The sequence below is a fragment of the Mesorhizobium sp. M1307 genome (assembly GCF_040318155.1).
GTDB lineage: Bacteria > Pseudomonadota > Alphaproteobacteria > Rhizobiales > Rhizobiaceae > Mesorhizobium.
The window spans coordinates 77,358-102,785 of the sequence record NZ_JAMYLR010000015.1; the positions used below are offsets into that span (position 1 = coordinate 77,358).

The following is a 25,428-nucleotide window of genomic DNA, read 5'->3' on the forward strand; positions in this document are numbered from 1 at the left end:
CGACTATTCGCTTCGGTCACATTGGCCGGCGGCGGTCGGACAAGCTGAAAGCATGGCTGTGAAGGTCCATGGGGATCTAAGATTATACGCTCTAGCGTATTTTAGTCTTTATACGCTTCCGAGTATACGTAGCGGCGGTGCCGCCTTCGTCAGGCCGGACGGCTTTGTCGCGTGGCGGTCAACGCACGGTGTGCTTGATCCTGTACAGGTGCTGATCGAAACACTTGATGGGTTCGGTTTCCGCACGGAGGCGCACGAACACTATCGGTGAACGGCGGCGAGTGCGGATGCCTCCCGCCTTCGGGCATGACTTCCTTGCCGATGCCATCACTGGGAATGACAGCGATGCCAGGCGCTTGCTCCTTTTCCTACTCGTTGTCGCCGAGTAGGGCCGTGCAAACCGCTTCGGTGACCTTGTCGGTGGTGGCGGTTCCGCCGAGGTCGGGCGTGTGCAGTGAGGCGTTCGCCGTCACGCGCTCGATGGCGCGCATCAGGCGCGCCGCGGCAGCCGGCTCGCCGAGATGCTCCAGCATCATCACCGCCGACCAGAACGTGCCGACCGGATTGGCGATGCCCTTGCCGGTGATGTCGAAGGCCGAGCCGTGGATCGGCTCGAACATCGACGGAAACCGCCGCTCGGGGTTGAGGTTCGCAGTCGGCGCGATGCCGATCGATCCGGCAAGTGCGGCCGCAAGATCCGACAGGATGTCGGCGTGAAGGTTGGTCGCGACGATCGTGTCGAGCGAGCACGGATTGAGCGTCATGCGCACCGTCATCGCGTCGACCAGCATTTTGTCCCATGCGACATCCGGAAAATCAGCCGCGACCTCATGCGCGATGTCGTCCCAGAGCACCATGCCGTGACGCTGGGCGTTCGACTTGGTGACCACCGTCAACAGCTTTCGCGGCCGTGACCGCGCCATCTCGAAGGCGAAGCGCATGATGCGCGTGACGCCGGCGCGGGTGAAGATCGAGACCTCGGTTGCAACTTCCTCAGGCAGGCCGAGATGCGAGCGCCCGCCCTGGCCGGCGTACTCGCCTTCCGAATTCTCCCGAACGATGACCCAGTCGAGATCCCCTGCCGTGACGCCGCGAAGCGGGCTCTCGATACCGGGCAGGATGCGGGTCGGGCGCACGTTGGCGTATTGGTCGAAGGGCTGGCAGATCGCGAGCCGCAACCCCCAAAGCGTCAGATGGTCGGGCACGTCTGGCGCGCCGACGGCGCCGAAATAGATCGCGTCGAAGGCCTTCAGCCGCTCGGTGCCGTCCTTGGGCATCATCACGCCGTTGAGCTTGTAGTAGTCCGAGCCCCAGTCGAAATGCTGCACCTCGAGACTGAAACCGCCGTCGCGCGTGGCGCAGGCGGCCAGCGCACGAAGGCCGGCCGCTACGACTTCCTTGCCGATCCCATCGCCTGGAATGGCCGCGATCCTATAGCTTCGCATTGGTCCAGTCCTCCTCTTGTGGCGCTAAACTCGCATGGACCATCGTGCTGGCCTTTGGCAGTGGGGCCGAATGCCCCCATTACCGCAAATGGTCAATCAAACCGTTCAGCAGGAGCAGCAACGCCCCAGCGACGACAGCCGCGGCCGCGTCGTCCAGCATAATGCCGGCCCCACCCCTTACCTTGTCATGCATGATACGGATGGGCCAAGGCTTGACGACGTCGAAAAACCGGAAAGCAAGGAAGCCTGCTGCCCACCAGAGTGGGTCGATCGGAAGCATGGAAAGTGTCGCGGCGGCGCCGAAGGTCTCATCGATGACGACGATCTGCGGATCCTCCGTCCCGGTACCGGAGATAAGATGCGATGACGCCCATACGCCAACGGCGAACAGGGCCGCATAGGCAAGCACGGTCAGCCAAGGCGATGCAGGTATCAGAGCTGCGGCAACAGCCACTCCAACCATTGCGCCGACCGTGCCCGGCCATACTGGAGATAATCCCGCGCCAAGAGAGGTCGCGAGCAGGTAGGCAAACCTGGGTGAAAATTTATGCATCGAGTTTCGGCCGGCTTCCCACGGATGGCAAGCAATCATAGTCACATCGTTCGGGTGCGGCCGCCAGACCGCCGGTCGATTTGCTCCGTCAGCTTTGGCGAGCGCCTTAATCCGCCGGCCGCATCTGCCAAAAAGAAATCGCTGTTGCGGCGGGTTGAGAACGTTGCTGAGCCAGTTCTCCGTCTGCGTTGACCAAGTCGAACGGTGGCGACGGTGGAACAAACCCGCAAATTGCTGGTAAAGCTCGGTGAAACGACATCATCAGAGGAGCCGCCATGATCGCCGGTCTCATGAAAAGTCGCATCGACCCGCTATGGGAGCAGGCCGTCTCTCCGCTGATCGGGATCGGCATGACGCCGAACCAGGTTACGGCTAGCGGGCTGGTGCTCGTCGCTTTGTCGTCGGCCGCCTATGTCTATCACCATTCAAGTCTTGCCTTTGGCCTTTGCCTGGCGTTTGCCTTCACCTTCGACGCGCTGGACGGTGCGGTCGCCCGCCGGACAAATATGAGCACCAAGGCCGGTGGCTATTTCGATGCCGTCGTCGACCGCTATCAGGAATTAGCCGTCTTTGCGGCTATCGGCTGGGTCGCCGATCTGTGGGCGATCGCAATGTTCGCGTTCGCCGGCGGGATCCTGACCAGTTACGCCAAGGCGCGGACGGCGCTGGAAATTCCCGTAGAAAACCATGGTTGGCCGGATTTCTTCGAGCGGATGGAACGTCTGGTGTTCATTTGCGTGCTGCTCGCCACGGACGGAGTCGCGACCGCCATGGGCGCGGCTTCGCCCTGGATTCTGGCGGGCGGGTTCGCGCTGTACGCAGTGCTGGCCAACGCCACAGCCCTGCAACGGATCAGTCGTGCATTTGCGATGCTTAAACGAGCCGACGGCAAGCAGCCGTGAGACCGCAAGAACGCTTGCATTCAGCCTCATGTGAGGCTATATACTGCTTCATATGAATGGGAAGCAGAGATGTTAGCATTTGGAAATATAGCCGACGTGCTGGGGCTGTCGCCCAAGGAAACGGCTGCACGGTCGCCATTCGGGCTGATGGCTCGAATTGAAGGCGGATTGCCCATCGGCGCGCTCGAACGCGTCTCACAATTGCTGGCACCGGCCGATGCCCAATTCAAATACCGCCTCGTTCCAAAGGCAACCTATGAACGTCGCAAGAGGGGCGCTCTTCGACTGTCTTCGGAGGAGGGCATGCGAGTGGCCCGGGTGGCTCGTGCATGGGACTTGGCCCTCGACGTCTGGAAGATCGAAGATGAGGCTCGTGACTTTCTATTTCGACCTCATCCCATGCTGGAAGACCGACGCCCGATCGAGATGGTCATCCAAAACGAGATCGGCGCCGAGCTGGTGATCGATATCCTTGCAGGCCTGAAATACGGCACTGCCGCTTGACGGCGCAGATACTCGATCGGACGCTGCCGTGCTTCAGGATCGGCGATCCTGCCGGCACCTATCCGATCTTTGACGCGACGGGCTCGACGATCGCGCCCGGCCGCTGGAACACGCCTGGCAGCCCAGTGATTTACACCAGCGAGCACTATTCGACAGCGTTGCTGGAAAAGCTGGTGCACGGCAGCGGCAGACTGCCGCCCAACCAGCACTACGTCCAGATCATGGTTCCGCGCGGGCTAAGCTACGAGATATTTTCGCAGCCGTCGCTGCCGGGGTGGGATATGATGACGGCAAAGGTGAGCAAGGAATTCGGCGAGACGTGGTATGTCGAGCGCCGCAGCGCGATCTTGATCGTGCCAAGCGTCGTGGCTCGCCTCGACAACAACGTGTTGATCAATCCGACCCATCCGGAGTTTGCCTTGATCACAGCCAGCCTGCATCAACCCGTATATTGGGACAGTCGCCTGTTCGGCCCCTGAGCAGGTCAGGAGGGGCAGGTTCCTGCCTGCGGCGTCGATTGTTCAAACTCGTCAGCGCCAGCCCAAGCCGGGGGCGACATGGGTCAGGATCGCCTCGATGACATGGGCATTGGAGTCGACGCCGAGCTGGTTGGGGACGGTAAGCAGCAGCGTATCGGCCTCGGCGATGGCTTCGTCGCCCTTTAGCTGCTCGATCAGGACGTCCGGTTCGGCGGCATAGGAGCGGCCGAACACCGCGCGCCTGTCTGCCTCGATGTAACCGAAATGATCTCCGCTCTGGTTGCCGCCGAAATAGGCCCGGTCGCGATCGTCGACCAAGGCAAAAATGCTCCGGCTGACCGACACCCGCGGCTCGCGCGTGTGTCCGGCCGCCTTCCAGGCCTCACGAAAAGCCCGGATCTGTTCGGCCTGCTGGATGTGAAACGGCTTTCCGCCTTCATCGAATTTAAGCGTGGAGCTCTGCAAGTTCATCCCCAGTTTCGCCGCCCATTCGGCGGTCGCCTTTGTGGCGGCGCCCCACCAGATGCGTTCGCGCAGGCCCTCCGAGTGTGGTTCGACGCGAAGCAGGCCGGGCGGGTTGGGAAACATCGGCCGCGGATTAGGCTGCGCAAAACCTTTGCCCAGCAACACTTCGAGCAGCACTCCGGTGTGTCTGCGTGCCATGTCGGCATCGCTCTCGCCCTCTTGCGGGGCGTAGCCGAAGTAGCGCCATCCCTCGATTACCTGCTCCGGCGAGCCGCGGCTGATGCCCAGCTGCAGACGCCCTCCGGCGATCAGATCGGCGGCGCCGGCGTCCTCGGCCATGTAGAGCGGGTTCTCGTAACGCATGTCGATCACCGCCGTGCCGATCTCGATTCGGCTGGTCTTCGCGCCGACCGCCGCCAGCAGTGGGAACGGCGAGGCGAGTTGGCGGGCGAAGTGATGCACGCGGAAATATGCCCCGTCCGCGCCCAGCTCCTCGGCCGCGACGGCCAGCTCGACGGACTGCAAAAGCGCGTCGGATGCCGTCCGCGTCTGCGATTGCGGCGAGGGCGTCCAGTGCCCGAACGACAGGAAACCAATCTTCTTCATGAAATAGCCTGCCTAGGAAGGCGCCGCGAATGCGAGCGCTATCGCGATGAGGATCAACAGCGGTCCCATCCATTTGAAGCGAGTCCCAAAGTTGGTCCACCATGCTTGCTGCTGGCCGGGGCGAGCTTGGAACGGGTCTGCGAGAAATCCGAAGCCGACGCCAGCCATCCACAACCCGGCGCAGAACATGATGAACTCGTCGATGTATTCCGCGACCATGCTTCGAAGCTTTCGAATTTATGCCGCCGCTACATGCGCCGAATTCGAGCCGATATAGTTACGGATCGTTTCGATGATCCGGTCCTGGTCAGCCTCGCTCAGATAGGGATGCATCGGCAGGCACAGGATGCGCTTCGGCAGCTCTTCCGAAACGGCAAGGCCGGTCGGCGTGCGCGGATAATCGCGATAGGCAATCTGGCTGTGCAGCGGTTTCACATAGTAGATGACCGACGGAATGCCCTTTTCACCGAGATGTGCCTTGAGCCCGTCGCGTTTCGGCGTTTCGATGGCGTATTGCGCCCAGGCCGAGCGGCCGCCGCCCAGATTGCGCGCCGCCTTGACGATATCGCCGAGACCTTCGGCATAGCGATTGGCGACCGCTTGCCGCGCCACCATCTCGTCCTCGAGGATGGCCAGCTTCTCGATCAGGATCGCCGCCTGAAGCGTGTCGAGCCGTGAATTGATGCCGACGCGGACATTGTCGTATTGCGTTTCGCCCTTGCCGTGAAAGGCGAACGAGCGCAGCTGTTCGGCCAGCGCATCGTCATTGGTGAACATCGCACCGCCGTCGCCATAGCAGCCAAGCGGCTTTGCCGGATAGAAGCTGGTCGAGCCGACGGTGCCGAACGAGCCGCACATCTTGCCGTGAGCCGAGCCGCCGGTCGCCTGCGCCGCATCCTCGATGACCATCAGGCCTTCGCGATCGGCGATTGCCATGATCGCCTCGTAATCGGCGGCGAGGCCGAACAGGTCGACGGGAATGATTGCCTTAGGCCTCAGCCGGCCCTCCGCCTTGATCATGGCGATTGCCGCCTCGAGGCTGGCGACGTCGATATTGTAGCTGTCGGCATCGACATCGACGAACACCGGTTCGGCCTTGGTCAGCGCCACCACTTCGGCCGTGGCGGCGAAGGTGAAGCTCGGCACGAACACCGCGTCGCCCGGGCCGATGCCGGCGGCAAACAGCGGCAGCAGCAGCGCATCGGTGCCGTTGGCGCAAGCGACCACATGCTTGGTGCCGATATAGGCGGCGAGCTTGTTTTCGAATTCGGTGACCTGAGGTCCGAGAATATAGCGGCCTTCGTCGACGACGCGGTCGATTGCCGCCTTCAGCCTGTCGCGGATGCGTTCGCGCTGCGCGCCAAGATCGATGAACTGCATGTCGGCCTCAAACGGTTTTAGCCAGATAACCGGCCGCTGGTAGCAGACTTGGCACGGCCGAGAAAGCCGCAGGGCAAAACCCTGAATTGCTCAAGTGTCGCAGCCTGTTACCTCTGGTTTCCGATCTGCCCTCTTAAACGCGGGGAAATCCGGGCTTCGGCATGCTTGATGTGGCCTTTGTATCCCGCCCCACTGGCTGGGCGAAACATAAAGTGATCGCCGGCAAGCGGTCCGCGAGCCTGTTGCCAGCCGGTCAGGCGATTTCATGCCGCCATGGCGGATTGGCGCCGGCCCGCGATACCGTCACCGCCGCGGCCTTGGCGCCGAGCGTCAGCGCCTTGTGGATGGCTTCTTCCGGCAAACTGGCGATTGCCGTCTTCGACAGCAGACCCTGTTCGTGCAAGGAGGCAAGAATGCCGGCATTGAATGTGTCGCCGGCGCCGACCGTATCGACCACCTCGACCTTGTCCGGCACGACGGTGACCCGGTGCTGGCTGCTGTAACCGACCGCGCCCTCGCTACCATGGGTGACGACGATCAGCTTCGGACCGCGCTCCAGCCAGTTGCGGACGACGTCCTCATGCGAGCCGGCTTCGCCGAACCAGTTCAGATCCTCGTTCGACAGTTTCACGATGTCGGCCATCGCCATCATGTTGCGGATGCGCCTGAGGTGCTTGGCCTTGTCCGGAATGAAGTTTGGCCGGATGTTGGGGTCGAGCATCATCACGCGGCGCTCATGCTCGCGTCGCATGAACTCTTCATAGGCCGACCCGGCTGGCTCCGAGATTAGGCTGATGGCGCCGAACAGCATGGCCTCGATCTCGCTGCCGAGTTCCGGCAGGTCCTCGATGGTCAGCATGCGTCCGGCGGTGTTCTCGTCATAGAATGTATAGGCCGCCTGGCCGTTGGTGAGCCGCACGAAGGCGAGCGTGGTCGGACGCGGCGAGGTGTGCGCATAGGTGGAACTGACCTTGCTGGCCCCCAGCGCCTCCCTGAACTGCCCGCCGAACAGATCCGACGACAGGCCGGAGAAGAAGCCAGCCGGCGCTCCGAGCCGGCCGAGCGCAATGGCCGAGTTGAAGACGGCACCGCCGACATAGGGCGCAAAGGCCGGCTCGCCCTCCGTCGTGGTGCGCGGCAGCATGTCTATCAGGGCTTCGCCGCAGCAGAGAATCATGAAGTCTTGCTTTCCGGCGGATAGATCACGCCCTTGCGAATGATGATGTTGGCATAGAGCCGCGGCTCGCTTGTCGCGACGATCGCGTGCGCGGCCTTGACCCGTGCATAGAAGTCGGCGCCGGCAAGCGCAACCACCTTGCGGCCCGGCGCACGCCTGGCGCAGATCGCTTCCATCTCATGGTGAACCGGATCGGCGAGCAGGGGATCGCCTTTGGCCGAGGCGCGAAACAGCGCCTGCGGCACGGCGTCGTCGACCGGCAATACGCTCAATACCGCATCGAGCACGGGGACGAGATGATGACCGTCGGCGCGGATCAGCCGCTGTGCCTGCTGCTCGGCCGGGTAGTTGCCGTCGACCAAGGCGATCTCGTCGCCATGGCCCATGGCGCGCAATATCGCCAGAAGCTCGGGGCCGAGCAGCGCCGGGATGCCGATCAGCATGCTCAGAAGCTCCGGGAAATCGTGGTCGAGCCGATGAGGAAGCGCTCCGACAGCGGCAGGCTGGCGCCACCCAGCGCCCGCGCATGGATGCCGACGGTTCCCTCGCGAACGGCCGGCAGCCTCAGGCCTTCGCCGTCGATCCGGCTGATGGCTTGGATAACGGCATCGACAAGCCGCCTGCGCACGGCAAGCGGCATCCATCCGTCGATCACCGCGGCTTCGAAATCAATGACGGAGGAGGCCGAAACGATGGCATAGGCAAGCGCCTGCGAGGCGCTGGCGATCCAGTCGTCAAGCTCGGCGCCGATCTCGCCCCAGTCCCCCGGTGATGTCCACAGATGCGAGGCCTCGATGCCGCGCGCGTTGAGCGCCTTTTCCAGCATGGCGATCGACGCCACGTCGATCAACTGCGTCGGCTTGCCGTCCGGCCCGGGCACTGGCATTGAGCCCAGCGCGCCGGCATTGCCGGTCGGGCCGCCAAACAGCCGGCCGTTCAGCACGATGCCGCCGCCGGCAAAGGCGCCGATATAGAAGTAGACGAAATCGCGTGCCGCACCCGCCGCCTGGCCGAACACGAGCTCGGCGCCGCAGGCCGAGGTGGCGTCGTTCTGCAGATACACTGGAAATTCGCATTGCGCCTGGATGTCGGCGCGGATGTCGCGATGGCGCCATTCGTCCATGATTTCACGCGGCGCGCCGGCGGTATCGGCCCAGTTCCACAATTCGAACGGCATGGCGATGCCAAGCCCGGCGATGCGTTTGTCCTGCGCAGGGGTGAGTTCGCTGCGCATCTTCTTCATGCCGCTCGTGACGAATTCTACCGTCTCGCGCGGCGCCGGATAGCGGTATGAATGCTGCAGCATCGAGCGCACATTGCCGAGGAAATCGATCAGCACCAGCTCGGCGCTGCGGCGGCCGATCTTCAGGCCGATGAAATAGGCGCCGTCGGGATTGAGCGCCATAGGTATCGAGGGCTGGCCGATCTTGCCGCGCAACGGCGCCTGGCGGACGAGCAGGTCGTCCTCCTCCAGCTCGCGCATGATGACGGACACTGTCTGCGCCGAAAGGCCCGTCATGCGCGCAATATCGGATTTGGCCAGGCTGCCATGCTGACGCACCAGCGACAGCACCAGCCGCTCATTGTGGTCCCGCATGCCGCTTTGATTGGTGCCGCGGTGCAGACGGCTTTCGGCCGCATCGGGCGAACCGTGCCTCGTAACGCCGGTCTCCACCCCTGTTCCTCCCGTCGTTTTCCCCTCAATGCTTTTGGTCTAGAGTGGGTGAACAATCCTGCGATGTCAATAATAAATAAGAGTGATTTAATTATTGACAGTGCTGGCGGACTGGTGTCTCTTGAGATCGGCGTCGACACTGGGAGATTTCGTCGGACGCGCTGCAGATGCCGGTTGGCCGGCATCCTAAATGGTTCCATGGGAGGAAAATCGTGACCACGTCAAAACTGTTGAAATCCACCGTGTTTGCCGCGGCCGGACTGAGCCTGATGGCCTTTGCGTCGACGGCATCGGCCGCCGGGGTCGGCGCCTGCTTGATCACCAAGACCGACACCAATCCCTTCTTCGTCAAGATGAAGGAAGGTGCCGCCGCGAAAGCCAAGGAAATTGGTGTCGATCTGAAGGCCTACGCCGGCAAGGCGGAAGGCGACAATGAGGGCCAGGTTGCGGCGATCGAATCCTGCATCGCCGACGGCGCCAAGGGCATTTTGATCACCGCCACCGACACTGCGGCCATCGTGCCGGCGGTGAAGAAGGCGCGTGATGCAGGGGTGCTGGTGATCGCTCTGGACACCCAGCTCGAGCCTGCCGACGCCGCGGATGCGACGTTTGCGACCGACAATTTCAAGGCCGGCGAGCTTATCGGCTCCTGGGCAAAGGCCACCTTGGGCGACAAGGCCAAGGACGCGCACATCGCCTACATGGATCTTATCGCCAGCCAGCCCTCTGTCGACGTGCAGCGGGATCAAGGCTTCATGAAGGGCTTCGGCATCGACCTCGGCGATCCCAACAAGATCGGCGACGAAACCGACGCACGCAATGTCTGTCACGATCTGTCGAGCGGCAATGAGGATGGCGGGCACACTGCCATGGAGAATTGCCTGCAGAAGGATCCGGATATCAACGTCGTCTACACCATCAATGAACCCGCGGCCGCGGGCGCCTACCAGGCGCTGAAGGCCGTCGGCAAGGAGAAGGACGTCCTGATTGTCTCGGTCGATGGCGGCTGCCCGGGTGTCAAGAACGTTGCCGAGGGCGTGATCGGCGCCACTTCACAGCAATATCCACTGCTCATGGCCTCGCTCGGCATCGAGGCGATCAAGACCTTTGCCGACAGCGGCAAGAAGCCTGAGCCGTCGCCCGGTCTGAACTTCTACAACACCGGCGTGACGCTGATCACCGACAAGCCTGCCGCCGGCATCGAATCCATCGACACGAAGCAAGGCCTCAGCAAGTGCTGGGGTTGATTTGATCCCCTGATCGGCTCAACTTCAAAAGAACAATAGAGAATGTGGAGCGGTTTCGGCCGCTCCACATCACAGGCGGGGAGGCCGACTTGAGCGTCGAAACAACCAGGAGCAAGGGACCGCAGGAATTCGAGACGGTCCTGGCCACTAGCGACACCAGCGTCGCTTCATTCGAGACGCATTCCCGCTCGACGCTGGAGAGCATCCAGCACCGCTTGCACAAAAGCCCTGCCATGGTGCCGCTGATCATCCTGATCATCTCGGTGGCTCTGTTCGCAGTCGTTGTCGGCGGACGCTTCTTTTCTCCTTTCACCCTCACCCTGATCCTCCAGCAGGTGGCGATAACCGGCATGGTCGGCATCGCGCAGACACTGGTGGTGCTCACCGCCGGCATCGACCTGTCCGTCGGTGCCATCATGGTGCTGAGCTCGGTCGTCATGGGCCAGTTTGCCATGCATTACGGTGTTCCAGCGCCGGTGGCCGTTGCCGTCGGGCTGCTTGTCGGCGCGATTTGCGGCTTGATCAACGGCATTCTCATCGCCTGGGTGAAACTGCCGCCCTTCATCGTGACGCTCGGCACCTGGTCGATCTACGCTGCCATCAACTTCATCTATTCCGGTAACGAGACCATCCGCAGCCAGGATCTCGAGACGACGGCGCCGCTGCTGCAGTTTTTCGGCGGATCGTTCAGGATCGGGGGCGCCGTCTTCACCTATGGCGTGCTGTTGGTGCTGATCATGGCGGCAATTGCCTGGTACGTGCTCAATCACACCGCGTGGGGCCGGCATGTCTATGCGGTCGGAGACGACCCGGAGGCCGCGGAACTGTCGGGTGTGCGGGTCAGCCGGATGCTGGTCGCGGTCTACACGCTGACTGGTATCATTTGCGCCATCGCCGGCTGGGCCCTGATCGGACGCATCGGATCGGTCTCGCCGCAGGCCGGGCAGTTCGAGAACATCAATTCGATTACCGCCGTGGTGATCGGCGGCACTTCGCTGTTCGGCGGCCGCGGCTCCATCCTCGGGACCATCTTCGGCGCGCTGATCGTCGGCGTGTTCGCGCTCGGCCTCAGGCTTTGGGGGACAGATCCGCAATGGACGCAATTGTCCGTCGGCGCCCTTATCATCATCGCTGTTGGTATCGACCAGTGGATCAGGAAGATCTCGGCATGAACCAGATTCACGAACCGATCCTTACCGCGCGCAGCCTGGTCAAGCGCTACGGCCGCGTCACCGCTCTCGACAGCGCAGACTTCGACCTCTATCCGGGCGAAATCCTTGCTGTCATTGGCGACAACGGCGCCGGCAAGTCGTCGCTTATCAAAGCCATTTCCGGAGCGGTCACCCCGGACGAAGGTGAGATACGGCTTGAAGGCAAGCCTATTGCCTTCAAATCACCGATGGAGGCGCGCGAGGCCGGCATCGAGACCGTCTATCAGAACCTGGCTCTGTCGCCGGCGCTGTCTATCGCCGACAACATGTTCCTCGGCCGCGAGATCCGCAAGCCCGGGTTCCTCGGCGAATGGCTGCGCATGCTCGACCGTCCGGCGATGGAAAAGCGTGCCCGCGACAAGCTCACCGAACTTGGCCTGATGACGATCCAGAACATCAGCCAGGCGGTGGAAACGCTCTCCGGCGGCCAGCGCCAAGGCGTGGCGGTGGCGCGTGCCGCCGCCTTCGGCTCGAAGATGGTCATCATGGATGAGCCGACGGCCGCGCTCGGCGTCAAGGAGAGCCGCCGCGTGCTCGAACTCATACTCGACGTCAAACGCCGAGGCCTGCCTATCGTGCTGATTTCACACAATATGCCGCATGTCTTCGAGGTGGCCGACCGCATCCACATTCACCGGCTCGGCCGTCGCCTGTGTGTCATCGATCCGAAGCAGTATACGATGTCAGACGCCGTCGCCTTCATGACTGGCGCCAAGGTGCCGCCGGAAGCGGCGCTGGCGGCTTGAGCAAGAACTTGAGGCCCATCGCCGAGGGGCCCAAACGCGATGTTTCCAAATGCCAAATTGCCGCAGGGCAACCCGGCTTGCGATCACCCGAATCGATTGAACATCCGGTGGGATGCACTAGCATTGGCAGAGATGGTGAAAGCCGCATGATCCTGGCAACGTCACGAGAGGCAGCATGACGCGCGCGATGACAACCGAAGCTCCTCTGCCCACGCTCAAAAACCCGGATCCCAAGACGCTCGCCGAGGAAGTCTTGCAAGCCCTCAAATACAGGGTCGGCAAGGGCACCAACGTTGCAACCCAGTACGATTGGCTCACCGCCTCGATCAAGGTTGTACGCGACCGCATAGTCGATCACTGGATGCAGGCGACCCAAGAGGCCTACGCCCAGCAGGAAAAGCGCGTTTACTACCTGTCACTGGAATTCCTCATCGGCCGCCTGATGCGCGATGCCTTCTCCAATCTCGGCCTGATGGACAATATGCGCGAGGCGCTGTCGTCGCTTGGCGTCGACCTCGACATCATTGCTGCGCTCGAACCGGACGCTGCCCTTGGCAATGGCGGTCTTGGCCGGCTCGCCGCCTGCTTCATGGAAAGCATGGCGACCGTCAATATCCCCGCGCATGGCTACGGCATCCGCTACGCCAACGGCATGTTTCGGCAGGAGATCCATGACGGCTGGCAGGTGGAGCTGCCCGAGACGTGGCTCGATCACGGCAATCCCTGGGAGTTCGAGCGCCGCGAACGCTCCTTCGAGGTCGGCTTCGGCGGCTCGGTGGAATCGGTCACCTCGAACGACGGCAGGCTCGAGCGCCATGTCTGGAAGCCGACCGAACATGTTCTGGCCGTTGCCTACGATACGCCGGTGGTTGGCTGGCGGGCCAACCGCGTCAACACGCTGCGTCTGTGGTCCGGCATGCCGGTCGACCCGATCCTGCTCGACAAGTTCAACGCCGGCGATCACATCGGCGCACTCGCCGAAAGCAACAAGGCCGATGCGTTGTCGCGCGTCCTTTACCCGGCCGATTCCCACAAGGCCGGCCAGGAGCTGCGGCTCAGGCAGGAGTATTTCTTCTCCACCGCCTCGCTGCAGGACATCGTCCAGCGTCATCTCAGCCAGTATGGCGACTTGCAATCGCTGCCCGACAAGGCGGCGATCCATCTCAACGACACCCATCCGGCCATCGCCGTAGCCGAGCTTATGCGCCTGTTGATGGATGTCCACGGCATGGATTTCGACCAGGCCTGGAGCATCACCAAGCGCACCTTCGGCTACACCAACCACACGCTGCTTCCCGAAGCGCTGGAAAGCTGGCCCGTGCCGCTGTTCGAGCGGCTGTTGCCGCGCCACATGCAGATCGTCTACGCCATCAACGCCGAAGTGCTGCTCGAAGCGCGCGCCTCCGACCAGTTCTCGGACGAGCAGATCAGCCGCATCTCGCTGATCCAGGAAAATGGCGATCGCCGCGTGCGTATGGGCAATCTGGCCTTTGTCGGCTCGCACTCGATCAACGGCGTGTCGGCACTGCATACGGAATTGATGAAGGAGACGGTGTTTGCCGACCTCCACAGGCTCTACCCGGATCGCATCAACAACAAGACCAACGGGATCACACCGCGGCGCTGGCTGATACAGTGCAATCCCGGCCTCACTGCACTCACCCGAGAGGCGATTGGCGACGGCTTCCTCGACGACATCGACGAGATAAAGCGGCTTGATCCTTTCGCTGAGGACGCCGCCTTCCGCGACAAGTTCGCCGCCGTCAAACGGGCGAACAAGGCGAGGCTTGCCAAGCTCGTTGCCGACCGGCTCGGCATCAAGGTCGACCCATCGGCGCTGTTCGACACCCAGGTCAAGCGCATCCACGAATACAAGCGCCAGCTCTTGAATATTCTCGAAGCGGTCGCGCTTTACGACCAGATCCGCTCGCATCCGGAGCGCGACTGGATGCCTCGCGTCAAATTCTTCGGCGGCAAGGCGGCGCCCAGCTATCACAACGCCAAGCTGATCATCAAACTTGCCAACGACGTCGCCCGGGTCATCAACCGCGACCCGGCGGTGCGCGGTTTGCTGAAAGTGGTGTTCGTGCCGAACTACAATGTCAGCCTGGCCGAGATCATGATGCCGGCCGCCGATCTTTCGGAGCAGATATCGACCGCCGGCATGGAAGCGTCCGGCACCGGCAACATGAAGTTCGCGCTGAACGGCGCGCTGACCATCGGCACGCTCGACGGCGCCAATGTCGAGATCAAGGAATGCGTGGGCGACGACAATATCTTCATCTTCGGCCTGACCACCGATGAGGTCGCCGAGCGACGCAACAATGGTTACGATCCGCGCGCTGTGATCGAGGGATCGCCTGAATTGGCGCAGGCGCTGGCCGCGGTTTCATCCGGAGTCTTTTCACCTGACGATCCGGACCGTTATCGCGACCTGATCAACGGTCTTTACCAGAGCGACTGGTTCATGGTCGCCGCGGATTTCGATGCCTACGCCGCCACCCAGCGCGACGTCGATGCCGTCTGGCGCAACAGCCCGGACTGGTACGCCAGAGCCATCCGCAATGTCGCGCGCGTCGGCTGGTTCTCGTCCGACCGCACGATCCGCCAATATGCGAAAGACATCTGGCACGTGCCCGCCTGATGTGATTGCATGAGACTACGAACAATGTGGCCCTAGTGGAGTGATTTGACCCTCGCATCCCTTGGAGGGTAAGGCGGCATGCGAATGTCGAATTCAAAACTCCACTAGAAACATACACTTGGTGCCCGGGGAGGGTCACTGCCTGATGAGCAAGCCGCGCGCGACCGTTGCGACAAGCGGGCCGGACGGACTGGCGCCAGCCGGCGATGTCGCGGCGATTGTCGCCGGCACGCACGGCGATCCGTTTGCCGTGCTTGGCGTGCATGAGGCGGGAAAGGGCTTTGTCGCCCGCTGCTTCGTCCCTCATGCCGAGTTCGTCACCGCCTATACGCTGACCGGCAAGAAGGCCGGCGAGCTGTCGAGACGCGACGACCGCGGTTTCTTCGAAGGCAAACTGTCGCTGCGCAAACGCCAGCCGCTGCGCTATCACGCCAGGAATTCCGGCGGTGACTGGTGGCTGACCGATCCATATTCCTTCGGTCCCGTGCTCGGCCCGATGGACGATTATTACATCGCCGAAGGGTCGCATCTCAGGCTGTTCGACAAGCTCGGCGCCCATCTCATCGACCATGAAGGTGCATCGGGTGTGCATTTTGCGGTGTGGGCGCCCAATGCAAGGCGCGTCTCGGTGGTCGGCGACTTCAACGAGTGGGACGGCCGCAGGCATACCATGCGCGTCCGCCGCGACACCGGCATCTGGGAGCTGTTCATTCCCGACATCGGCGCTGGCCGCCCATATAAATATGAAATCATCGGGCCGGATGGCGTGAGATTGCCGCTCAAAGCCGATCCGTTCGCCTTCAAGTCCGAACTGCGCCCGGCCACCGCCTCGGTGACGGCACTGCCGCCGGCGCATGAATGGGGTGACGAGGCGCACCGGAACTACTGGCGCAATGCCGACCACAGGCGCGAAGCCGTATCGATCTACGAGGTCCATGCCGGGTCATGGCGGCTTCACGACGACGGCAGCTTCCTGTCGTGGGATGAGCTCGCCGACAGGCTGATCCCTTACGTGGTCGAGACCGGTTTTACCCACATCGAATTCATGCCGATCTCCGAACACCCTTATGACCCGTCCTGGGGCTACCAGACGACGGGTCTCTATGCGCCGACTGCCCGCTTTGGCGATCCAGACGGTTTTGCCCGCTTCGTCGACGGCGCCCACCGTGCAGGCATCGGCGTCATCCTCGACTGGGTGCCGGCGCATTTCCCGGTTGACGAACACGGTCTGGCAAAGTTCGACGGTACCGCGCTCTACGAACATGCCGATCCGCGCAAGGGCTTCCATCCCGACTGGAACACCGCGATCTATAATTTTGGGCGCCGCGAAGTGATTTCGTTCCTGGTCAACAATGCGCTGTTCTGGGCCGAGAAATATCACGTCGACGGACTGCGCGTCGATGCGGTCGCCTCGATGCTTTATCTCGATTATTCGCGCAAGGCCGGTGAATGGATTCCCAACGAGAAGGGCGGGCGGGAGAACCTCGAAGCGGTCAGCTTCCTGCAGCGTATGAACAAGGAGGTCTACGGCCACCATCCAGGTGTGATGACCATCGCCGAGGAATCGACCTCGTGGCCGAAAGTCTCGCAGCCGGTGCATGAAGGCGGACTGGGCTTCGGTTTTAAATGGAACATGGGCTTCATGCATGACACTTTGGAGTATTTCTCCAAGGAGCCGATCTTCCGCAAGCATCACCACAACGACATCACCTTCGGTCTGGTCTACGCCTTCAGCGAGAATTTCGTGCTGCCGCTGTCCCATGACGAAGTGGTGCACGGCAAGGGCACGCTGCTCAATAAGATGGCCGGCGACGACTGGCAGAAATTCGCGACGCTGCGCGCCTATTACGCGTTCATGTGGGGTTATCCCGGCAAGAAGCTGTTGTTCATGGGCCAGGAGTTCGCACAGCGCCGCGAGTGGAGCGAGGGGCGCGCGCTCGACTGGAACCTGCTCGATTTCCGGCTCCACCGCGGCGTCTGGCAGACGGTGCGCGATCTCAACTATCTCTACCGCTCGCGCCCCGCGCTGCATGCCCGCGACTGCGAGCCGGAGGGCTTTTCCTGGCTGATCGTCGACGACAGCGCGAACTCAGTATTTGCCTGGCTGCGCAGCGCGCCGGGCGGCAACCCGGTCGCGGTCATTTCCAACTTCACGCCGGTGCCGCGCGACAATTACCGCGTGCCGTTGCCGCACGCCGGAAAATGGCGCGAGATCATCAACACCGATGCCACGGATTATGGCGGTTCCGGCAAGGGCAATAGCGGCGGCGTCGAGGCTCAGGCGGAAGGAGGAGGCATTTCGGCGACGATGCTTTTGCCGCCGCTGTCGACGATCATGCTCGAATTCGTCCCGGACTGAGCTATGTCTGGAGCATCTAACCTGGGAGGATAGGAATGGCTGAAATAAAACGAACACAGCCGCTGGCACGCGACGCCATGGCTTATGTGCTGGCCGGCGGCCGTGGCAGCCGGCTCAAGGAACTGACCGACCGCCGGGCCAAGCCGGCGGTCTATTTCGGCGGCAAGACCCGCATCATCGATTTCGCGCTCTCCAATGCGCTCAATTCCGGTATCCGCCGCCTCGGCGTGGCCACCCAGTACAAGGCGCATTCGCTGATCCGCCACCTGCAGCGCGGTTGGAACTTCCTGCGGCCCGAGCGCAATGAGAGTTTCGATATCCTGCCGGCCAGCCAGCGTGTGTCGGAAACGCAATGGTACGAGGGCACCGCCGACGCCGTTTACCAGAACATCGACATCATCGAGGCCTATGGGCCGGAATACATGGTCATCCTGGCCGGCGACCACATCTACAAGATGGACTACGAAATGATGCTGCGCCAGCATGTCGAGGCCGGCGCCGACGTCACCGTCGGCTGCCTCGAAGTGCCGCGCATGGAAGCTACCGGCTTCGGCGTCATGCATGTCGATCCCAAGGACACCATTATCTCCTTCATCGAAAAGCCCGCCGATCCGCCAGGCATTCCCGACAAGCCGGATTTTGCGCTGGCCTCGATGGGCATCTATGTGTTCAAGACCAAGTTCCTGATGGAGCAATTGCGTCGCGATGCGGCGGAGCCCGGCTCGAGCCGCGACTTCGGCAAGGACATCATCCCCTACATCGTCGAGCACGGAAAGGCGATCGCCCATCGCTTCGCCAAATCCTGCGTGCGCTCGACCGCCGAGAACGAGGCCTATTGGCGCGACGTCGGCACGGTCGACGCCTATTGGGAGGCCAATATCGACCTGACCGACATCACGCCGGAACTCGACCTTTACGACCGCGACTGGCCGATCTGGACTTATGCCGAGTTGAAGCCGCCGGCAAAGTTCGTGCATGACGAGGATGGCCGCCGCGGGTCGGCCGTGTCGTCTCTCGTATCGGGCGATTGCATCGTTTCGGGCGCTTCGCTGAAGCGAAGCCTGATCTTCACCGGCGCGCGCATCAATTCCTATTCGACGCTGGAGGAAGTCGTCATGCTGCCCGACGTCCATGTCGGCCGCAACGCCAGGCTGAAGCGCGTAGTCATCGATCACGGCGTCAGGATTCCGGAGGGGCTGGTGGTCGGCGAGGATCCCGTCCTCGACGCCAAGCGTTTCCGCGTTTCGGAAAAAGGCATCTGCCTGGTCACGCAGGACATGATCAACAGGCTGGGATCGTAGTGCATGCAGGTTCTGTCGGTGGCGCCCGAGATCTTTCCGCTGGTCAAGACCGGAGGGCTCGCCGACGTAACCGGCGCCTTGCCCATGGCATTGGCCGGCAAGGGCGTCACCATGCGCACGCTCGTCCCCGGCTACCCGCAGGTGATGGGCGCCTTCAAGAAAAAGAAGGCGGTTCAGCAATATCCGCTGCTGCAGGGCGGCAAGGCGTCGGTGCACGCCGTCCAGATCGCCGGCCTCGACCTGTTCGTGCTCGACGCGCCGCATCTTTTCGACCGTCCCGGCGGCCCATACGGCAACGCGACAGGCGCCGACTGGCCGGACAATTGGCGGCGGTTCGCGGCCCTGAGCCAGGTAGGCGGTGATATTGCCGGCGGTGCGATCTCGGGCTACCTGCCCGATATCGTCCATGCCCATGACTGGCAGTCGGCAATGACGCTTGCCTACATGCGCTACGGCAAGGCGGTCGGCACGCCGTCGATGATCACCGTGCACAACCTCGCCTTCCAGGGTCAGTTCGGCGCCGGCATCTTTGGCGAGCTTGGCCTGCCGGCGGCGGCTATGGCGCTCGACGGCGTCGAATATTACGGCGGCGTCGGCTTCCTCAAGGCCGGCCTGCAGGCCGCCTGGGCGATCACCACGGTCAGCCCGACCTATGCGCAGGAAATCCGCTTGCCCGAATTCGGCATGGGCCTCGACGGCCTGATCAACATGCGCTCCGTCGATCTCCATGGCATCGTCAACGGCATCGATACTGAGATATGGAACCCGGAAACCGACAAGCATCTACCCTCCAACTACACCGCAAAGACGCTGAAGGCGCGAATGCCCAACAAGGCCGCGGTCGAGGACCGTTTCAGCCTCGATCGCGATGACAGCCCGATCGTCTGCGTCGTCAGCCGGCTGACCTGGCAAAAGGGCATGGACATACTGGCTGCGGCCGTCGACGGCATCGTCGCGGCAGGTGCACGGCTGGCAATCCTTGGGTCTGGCGACGCTGGGCTGGAAGGCGCGTTGCTTGCCGCCGCAGCCCGCCATCGCGGCCGCATCGGCGTCGTCGTCGGCTATGACGAGGGACTCTCCCACACCATGCAGGGCGGCAGCGACGCCATCATTATCCCATCGCGCTTCGAACCTTGCGGGCTGACACAGCTTTACGGCCTGCGCTATGGCTGCGTGCCGGTGGTCGCGCGCACCGGCGGCCTTGCCGACACGATCATCGATGCCAACGAAGCCGCCATCTCTGCCGGCGTGGCGACCGGTTTCCAGTTTGCGCCCGCCAATGCCGGCGCCTTGCTGCACGCCGTCCGCCGCCTTGTCGAGGCGCATGCCAATCCCGCAGTGTGGACGTCGATGCAGCGGCAAGGCATGAAGGCCGACGTTTCGTGGGACAAAAGCGCCGAAAAATATGTCCAACACTATCGCTTGCTGCTTTCGAAAAGGGCTGCCTGACTGATGATCCGCACCGTCGCCACCAAACCCTATCCCGACCAGAAGCCCGGCACCTCCGGGCTGCGTAAAAAGGTCCCGGTGTTCCAGCAGGAGCACTATGCCGAGAACTTCGTCCAGTCGATCTTCGATGCGCTGGACGGGTTCGAGGGCAAAACCCTGGTGATCGGCGGCGACGGCCGCTTCTATAACCGCGAGGTCATCCAGAAGGCCATCGCCATGGCCGCGGCAAACGGCTTCGGCAAGGTGATGGTCGGGCAGGGCGGCATCCTGTCCACGCCGGCCGCTTCGCATGTCATCCGCAAATACAAGACCTTTGGCGGCATCATCCTGTCGGCCAGCCACAATCCGGGTGGCCCGCATGAGGATTTCGGCATCAAGTACAATGCCGGCAATGGCGGCCCGGCGCCGGAAAAGCTGACCGACGCGATCTTCGAAAAAACCAAGGCGATTTCAAGCTTCAAGATCGCCGATATCGGGCAGGTTGACATCGACACGATCGGCACGGTCAAGACGGGGGACATGACCGTCGAAATCATCGATCCTGTCGCCGACTATGCCGAACTGATGGAAAGCCTGTTCGATTTCGACGCATTGCGGGCGCTGTTCAAGTCGGGCTTCCGCATGCGCTTCGACGCCATGCATGCGGTGACCGGCCCCTACGCCAAGGAGATCCTCGAAAACCGGCTCGGCGCGCCCAACGGCACCGCCCGCAATTTCATTCCGCTGCCGGATTTCGGCGGCCATCATCCCGATCCCAATCTGGTGCATGCAAAACACCTTTACGACGAGATGATGGGGCCGGATGCGCCAGACTTTGGCGCCGCCTCGGATGGCGACGGCGACCGCAACCTGATCATCGGCAAGGGAATTTTCATCACCCCGTCTGATTCTGTGGCGATGCTCGCCGCCAACGCCCATCTGGCGCCGGGCTACAAGGCCGGGCTGAAAGGCATCGCCCGCTCGATGCCGACCAGCGGTGCTGCCGACCGGGTCGCCGAAAAGCTCGGCATCGGCATCTACGAGACGCCGACCGGCTGGAAATTTTTCGGCAATCTGCTCGATGCCGGCATGGCAACGATCTGCGGCGAGGAGAGTGCGGGGACCGGCTCCAACCATGTCCGCGAAAAGGACGGCCTGTGGGCTGTGCTTTTATGGCTCAACATCCTTGCCGTGCGCGGCGAAAGCGCCAAGCAGATCGTCACCCAGCATTGGGCGGCCTATGGCCGTAACTATTATTCGCGCCATGACTACGAGGAGGTCGAGATCGATCGTGCCAACGCGCTTGTCGGCGAGCTGCGCGCCAAGCTCGGCTCGCTGCCTGGCACCAGCGTGCGCGGCATGACGATCGCCAGCGCCGATGATTTCGCCTATCACGATCCGGTCGACGGCTCGGTCAGCAAGAACCAGGGCATCAGGGTGCTGTTCGAAGGCGGCTCACGCGTCGTCTTCCGCCTGTCCGGCACCGGCACCTCGGGCGCGACGCTGCGGCTTTATGTCGAGCGCTACGAGCCGGACAAGAACCGCCACGATCTCGACACCCAGGAGGCGCTTGCCGATCTGATCGCGGCGGCCGACGACATTGCCGGGATTCGCAGCCATACCGGCCGCGTCAAGCCGAGCGTCATCACCTGATGTCGTTGGGACTATCCGCCGGCTATCGTCCGCGATTTGGCGGGCTTGCCGGGGAGGGCGGCATCCGCTTCGCCGCATGGTCCTCGTCGGCTCGGCGCATCTGGGTTTCGATTTTCGACGAACACGGCAACCGCGAAGTCGACCGGCTGGAACTCCAGTCGGAAGACGAGGGCGTCCACGCACTTTTTGTTGCCGGTCTCGCCGCCGGGACCCGATACGGGTTCCGCGCCGATGGCGACTACGCGCCGGAACACGGTCTCTGGTTCGATCCCGACAAGCTGCTGGCCGATCCCTATGCCGTCGAGATCGACAGGCCCTATGCCTATGACGGCCGGCTAGCCGCGCGTCGAGGCGAGGGGGCCGACACCGCGCCACTGATGCCGAAGGCCATTGCCGGCGCCTTGCCGGAACCCTTGCCCGCCTTGCCGCCTCTGTTTCGGCCCGGCCGGCTCATCTACGAGGTGCCGGTGCGCGCCTTCACAAAGCTGCATAAGGACATTCCCGAGAAGCAACGCGGCACCATTGCAGCTCTCGCTCATCCCCTTGTTATCGAGCATCTGCAAAAACTCGGTGTCGCAGCCATCGAGTTGATGCCGGTGACCGCATCGATCGACGAACGGCATTTGCCGCCGCTCAGGCTGCGCAACGCCTGGGGTTATAATCCCGTGACCTTCATGGCGCTTGATCCTCGACTGGCGCCCGGCGGTCTGGCCGAGTTGCGCGGAACGGTCGTCGCGCTGCGCGACGCCGGCATCGGCACCATCCTCGACCTGGTGTTCAACCACACCGGCGAAAGCGACCGGCTCGGCCCGACATTGTCGCTGCGCGGCCTCGACAGCCGCGCCTATTACCGGCACGAGCCGGACGGCGCTCTGGTCAATGACACCGGAACCGGCAATACGCTCGCCTGCGAGCATCCGGTCGTCCGGGAAATGGTCCTCGACACGCTTCGCCACTTTGTCCAGCACGCGGGTGTCGACGGATTCCGCTTCGACCTGGCGCCGATCCTCGGCCGCGTCGCCGGCGTTTTCGACGCCGATGCGCCGCTGCTGAACGCCATTCGCAACGACCCTGTTCTTGGCGACCGGGTGCTGATCGCCGAGCCTTGGGACATCGGACCGGATGGCTATCAGCTCGGCAATTTTCCGCGGCCCTTCCTCGAGTGGAACGACAAATACCGTGACGATATCCGCCGCTTCTGGCGCGGCGACGGCGGCATGATCGGTGCGCTGGCGACCCGGCTTGCCGGTTCGTCCGACGTCTTTTCCAAAGCAGGCCAGACCACGAGCCGCAGCGTCAATTTCATCGCTGCGCATGACGGAATGACGCTGGCCGATATCGTCGCCTATGAGCACAAGCACAACGAGGCCAATGGCGAACAGAACCGCGATGGTCACGACGACAACCTGTCCTGGAACAATAGCGTCGAGGGCGAGACCGGCGACCGGGCGATCGTTACGGCCCGTTTCGATGACCAGTGCGCGCTGCTGGCGACGCTCTTTGCCTCGCGCGGCACGATCATGCTGACGGCCGGCGACGAGTTCGGCCGCACGCAGCGCGGCAACAACAACGCCTACGCGCAGGACAATGACATCACCTGGCTCGACTGGGCCGGGCGCGACCGGGCGCTGGAGCTGTACACGGTTCTGCTCGCCAAGATGCGTCGTGCCGTGCCGGCGCTCTTGGACGCAACATTCCTGACCGGAGAACCGCCTGCGGGCTCGGAAATCCCAGACGTAGCCTGGCTGACGGAAACCGGCATGCCGCTCGACGAGGCCGCCTGGCACGATGCCAGGCGGCACCGGCTGGTCATGGTTCTCGGGAGCGGTGAGAACAGTCGCCTTGCGGTGATCATCAACGGCGACCGCCGGGCCTGCATGTTCACGCTGCCGGAACGGGCGGGTTTTCTTTGGCGCCCAGCTATCGAACCGGATAGTAGCGATATCTCGCGGCCGGTGCCTGGGCGAACGGTCCTGTTCATGATCGAAAGCAGGACAGCGCGGGCGGGCGCAGGGGAGAGCCATGATGGCTGACAATGCCGAATGGTGGCGCGGCTGGGTCATCTACCAGATCTACCCGCGCTCCTTCCAGGATACGACAGGCGACGGCAGCGGCGATCTCCGCGGCATCACCTCGAGGCTGGCCCATGTCGCATCGCTCGGTGTCGACGCGGTTTGGCTGTCGCCTTTCTTCAAGTCGCCAATGGCCGATATGGGTTACGACGTTTCGGATTACTGCGCCGTCGATCCGATGTTCGGCACATCAGAGGATTTCGACGCGCTGGTTGCCGAGGCACACCGGCTCGGCCTGAAGGTGATCATCGATCAGGTCTTGTCGCATTCGTCGGATCGGCACGAATGGTTCGTCGAAAGCCGCACGAGCCGCGACAACCCCAAGGCCGACTGGTACGTCTGGGCCGATGCGAAGCCCGACGGCACCGCCCCCAACAACTGGCTGTCGCTTTTCGGCGGCCCGGCCTGGGAATGGGACGCAACGCGCAGGCAATATTACCTGCACAATTTCCTCGCCTCGCAGCCGGACCTGAATTTCCACAACCCGCAGGTGCAGGACGCCTTGCTGGAAACGGTGCGGTTCTGGCTCGAGCGCGGCGTCGACGGTTTCCGGCTGGATACGGTCAACTATTACGTCCACGACCGCTGGCTGCGCAGCAACCCGCCTTTGGCGGAAAGCGTCGCCGGCACCAATACGGCAACCAGCCCCTATCTCTATCAGGAGCATCTGTTCGACAAGAGCCAGCCGGAAAACCTTGCTTTCCTCAGGCGCTTCCGGACCTTGCTTGACGAATATGAAGGCCGCGTCGCTGTCGGCGAGATTGGCGACGAAACTCGTTCCTTGCAGACGCTCGCCGCCTATACCGGCGGTGGCGACAAGCTCCAAATGTCCTACACGTTCGACCTGCTCGGCCCGCAATTCTCGGCGTCGCATGTGCGTGGCTGTGTCGAGGCCTTCGAGAGTACGGTGTTCGACGGCTGGGTTTGCTGGGCGTTCTCCAACCACGATGTCGTGCGCCATGTCAGTCGATGGACAAGGCCGGGCGGCGATCCGGACAGGGTGGCGAAATTCTCGATCGTGCTGCTTTCCTGCCTGCGCGGATCGATCTGCCTCTACCAGGGCGAAGAACTCGGGCTGGAGGAGGCTGAACTGGCGTTCAAGGATTTGCGCGATCCCTTCGGCATCCGGTTCTGGCCGGCAATCAAGGGACGGGATGGGTGCCGAACGCCGATGGTCTGGGAGGCTGGCGCCGACAATGCCGGCTTTTCGACCGGCAAGCCGTGGCTTCCGGTCCCGACAAGCCATCGCGCCCAGGCGGTCGACGTCCAGGACGGCGAGCAAACCTCCGTCCTGGCGAGCTACCGGGCGATGCTGGCCTTGCGCAAGCAGCATCCGGCGCTGGTTCGAGGCTCGATCCGGTTCCTCGATGCCGAAGGCGACGTCCTTGCTTTCATTCGCGAAGGCGGTGACGAAAAGCTGCTGTGTGTTTTCAATTTCGCCGACGAGCCGGCCGGCTGGCAATTGCCACCGGATCTGGAAGCGATAGAGCCGAGAGATCTTGGCGGTGCTGCCGGCGTCTTGCAGGAAAGAACTCTGTCGCTGCCGCCGCTGGGCTGCTTCCTCGGCCGGATCGGCTGAGC

21 protein-coding genes are annotated in these 25,428 nt (G+C 62.7%); 13 read left to right on the forward strand and 8 right to left on the reverse strand.

Annotated elements, in window-relative coordinates; translation table 11 throughout:
- Nucleotides 1-368: 368 nt before the first annotated feature.
- A complete protein-coding gene (locus tag NKH16_RS18460) occupies nt 369-1,445 on the reverse strand; it encodes a tartrate dehydrogenase (RefSeq protein ID WP_352900951.1) in 1,077 nt (358 codons plus the stop codon).
- 79 nt (nt 1,446-1,524) lie between these two features.
- On the reverse strand, nt 1,525-1,998 hold the full coding sequence (locus NKH16_RS18465) for a phosphatidylglycerophosphatase A family protein (protein WP_352900954.1): 474 nt from the start codon (nt 1,996-1,998) through the stop codon (nt 1,525-1,527).
- A gap of 275 nt (nt 1,999-2,273) precedes the next feature.
- Between NKH16_RS18465 and NKH16_RS18470 the strand changes: the two genes are divergently transcribed.
- The 3 genes from NKH16_RS18470 (at nt 2,274) to NKH16_RS18480 (ending at nt 3,883) form a co-directional block, all read left to right on the forward strand.
- Entirely contained in the window at nt 2,274-2,900 is a 627-nt protein-coding gene (locus tag NKH16_RS18470; protein ID WP_352900957.1) for a CDP-alcohol phosphatidyltransferase family protein, read from the forward strand.
- 69 nt (nt 2,901-2,969) lie between these two features.
- Entirely contained in the window at nt 2,970-3,404 is a 435-nt protein-coding gene (locus NKH16_RS18475; RefSeq protein ID WP_352576915.1) for an antitoxin Xre-like helix-turn-helix domain-containing protein, read from the forward strand.
- Nucleotides 3,401-3,883 (forward strand): RES family NAD+ phosphorylase, encoded by a 483-nt coding sequence (locus NKH16_RS18480; protein WP_352900960.1) that lies wholly within the window; start codon nt 3,401-3,403, stop codon nt 3,881-3,883. The genes NKH16_RS18475 and NKH16_RS18480 overlap by 4 nt, the downstream gene beginning before the upstream one ends.
- Before the next feature lie 51 nt (nt 3,884-3,934).
- Here the strand turns inward: NKH16_RS18480 and NKH16_RS18485 are convergent, their stop codons facing one another.
- The 6 genes from NKH16_RS18485 to NKH16_RS18510 all read right to left on the reverse strand — a co-directional run bounded on the left by NKH16_RS18485 (nt 3,935) and on the right by NKH16_RS18510 (nt 9,186).
- Nucleotides 3,935-4,954, reverse strand: coding sequence for an LLM class flavin-dependent oxidoreductase (locus NKH16_RS18485; protein WP_352900963.1), 1,020 nt, complete (start codon nt 4,952-4,954; stop codon nt 3,935-3,937).
- A gap of 12 nt (nt 4,955-4,966) precedes the next feature.
- Complete coding sequence (locus NKH16_RS18490) at nt 4,967-5,173, reverse strand: hypothetical protein (RefSeq protein ID WP_352490787.1); 207 nt, start codon at nt 5,171-5,173, stop codon at nt 4,967-4,969.
- Between the two features lie 18 nt (nt 5,174-5,191).
- Nucleotides 5,192-6,334: a DegT/DnrJ/EryC1/StrS family aminotransferase gene (locus tag NKH16_RS18495; RefSeq protein ID WP_352900966.1), complete on the reverse strand. Its 1,143-nt coding sequence runs from the start codon at nt 6,332-6,334 to the stop codon at nt 5,192-5,194.
- Between the two features lie 253 nt (nt 6,335-6,587).
- Nucleotides 6,588-7,511, reverse strand: a complete 924-nt coding sequence (locus NKH16_RS18500) for a carbohydrate kinase family protein (RefSeq protein WP_352900969.1) — start codon at nt 7,509-7,511, stop codon at nt 6,588-6,590.
- Nucleotides 7,508-7,954 (reverse strand): RbsD/FucU family protein, encoded by a 447-nt coding sequence (locus NKH16_RS18505; protein WP_023679299.1) that lies wholly within the window; start codon nt 7,952-7,954, stop codon nt 7,508-7,510. The genes NKH16_RS18500 and NKH16_RS18505 overlap by 4 nt, the downstream gene beginning before the upstream one ends.
- A 2-nt stretch (nt 7,955-7,956) precedes the next feature.
- Nucleotides 7,957-9,186 (reverse strand): ROK family transcriptional regulator, encoded by a 1,230-nt coding sequence (locus NKH16_RS18510; protein WP_352576861.1) that lies wholly within the window; start codon nt 9,184-9,186, stop codon nt 7,957-7,959.
- A gap of 230 nt (nt 9,187-9,416) precedes the next feature.
- Here NKH16_RS18510 and NKH16_RS18515 point away from each other — a divergent pair, with 230 nt between their 5' ends.
- From NKH16_RS18515 to bglA, 10 genes are all read left to right on the forward strand, one after another.
- Entirely contained in the window at nt 9,417-10,433 is a 1,017-nt protein-coding gene (locus tag NKH16_RS18515; protein WP_352449223.1) for a sugar ABC transporter substrate-binding protein, read from the forward strand.
- Nucleotides 10,434-10,522: 89 nt separating this feature from the next.
- Complete coding sequence (locus tag NKH16_RS18520) at nt 10,523-11,605, forward strand: ABC transporter permease (protein ID WP_023679302.1); 1,083 nt, start codon at nt 10,523-10,525, stop codon at nt 11,603-11,605.
- Nucleotides 11,602-12,390, forward strand: coding sequence for an ATP-binding cassette domain-containing protein (locus NKH16_RS18525; protein ID WP_352618611.1), 789 nt, complete (start codon nt 11,602-11,604; stop codon nt 12,388-12,390). The genes NKH16_RS18520 and NKH16_RS18525 overlap by 4 nt, the downstream gene beginning before the upstream one ends.
- A 175-nt stretch (nt 12,391-12,565) precedes the next feature.
- The gene (locus tag NKH16_RS18530; protein WP_352900974.1) at nt 12,566-15,034 is read left to right on the forward strand and encodes a glycogen/starch/alpha-glucan phosphorylase; all 2,469 of its coding nucleotides are present in this window, start codon (nt 12,566-12,568) and stop codon (nt 15,032-15,034) included.
- A 145-nt stretch (nt 15,035-15,179) separates the two neighbouring features.
- Nucleotides 15,180-17,393, forward strand: a complete 2,214-nt coding sequence (gene glgB, locus NKH16_RS18535; RefSeq protein WP_352569906.1) for a 1,4-alpha-glucan branching protein GlgB — start codon at nt 15,180-15,182, stop codon at nt 17,391-17,393.
- 35 nt (nt 17,394-17,428) lie between these two features.
- On the forward strand, nt 17,429-18,694 hold the full coding sequence (glgC, locus tag NKH16_RS18540; RefSeq protein ID WP_352490794.1) for a glucose-1-phosphate adenylyltransferase: 1,266 nt from the start codon (nt 17,429-17,431) through the stop codon (nt 18,692-18,694).
- Nucleotides 18,695-18,697: 3 nt separating this feature from the next.
- A complete protein-coding gene (gene glgA, locus NKH16_RS18545) occupies nt 18,698-20,143 on the forward strand; it encodes a glycogen synthase GlgA (RefSeq protein ID WP_352449097.1) in 1,446 nt (481 codons plus the stop codon).
- A gap of 3 nt (nt 20,144-20,146) precedes the next feature.
- Nucleotides 20,147-21,775 carry an alpha-D-glucose phosphate-specific phosphoglucomutase gene (locus NKH16_RS18550; RefSeq protein WP_352743133.1) on the forward strand — a complete coding sequence of 543 codons (1,629 nt, stop codon included), beginning with the start codon at nt 20,147-20,149 and terminating at the stop codon, nt 21,773-21,775.
- Nucleotides 21,775-23,808, forward strand: a complete 2,034-nt coding sequence (gene glgX, locus NKH16_RS18555) for a glycogen debranching protein GlgX (protein ID WP_352900979.1) — start codon at nt 21,775-21,777, stop codon at nt 23,806-23,808. The genes NKH16_RS18550 and glgX overlap by 1 nt, the downstream gene beginning before the upstream one ends.
- Entirely contained in the window at nt 23,798-25,426 is a 1,629-nt protein-coding gene (gene bglA, locus NKH16_RS18560; protein ID WP_352743137.1) for a beta-galactosidase BglA, read from the forward strand. Before glgX ends, bglA begins: the two co-directional genes overlap by 11 nt.
- Nucleotides 25,427-25,428: the final 2 nt, after the last annotated feature.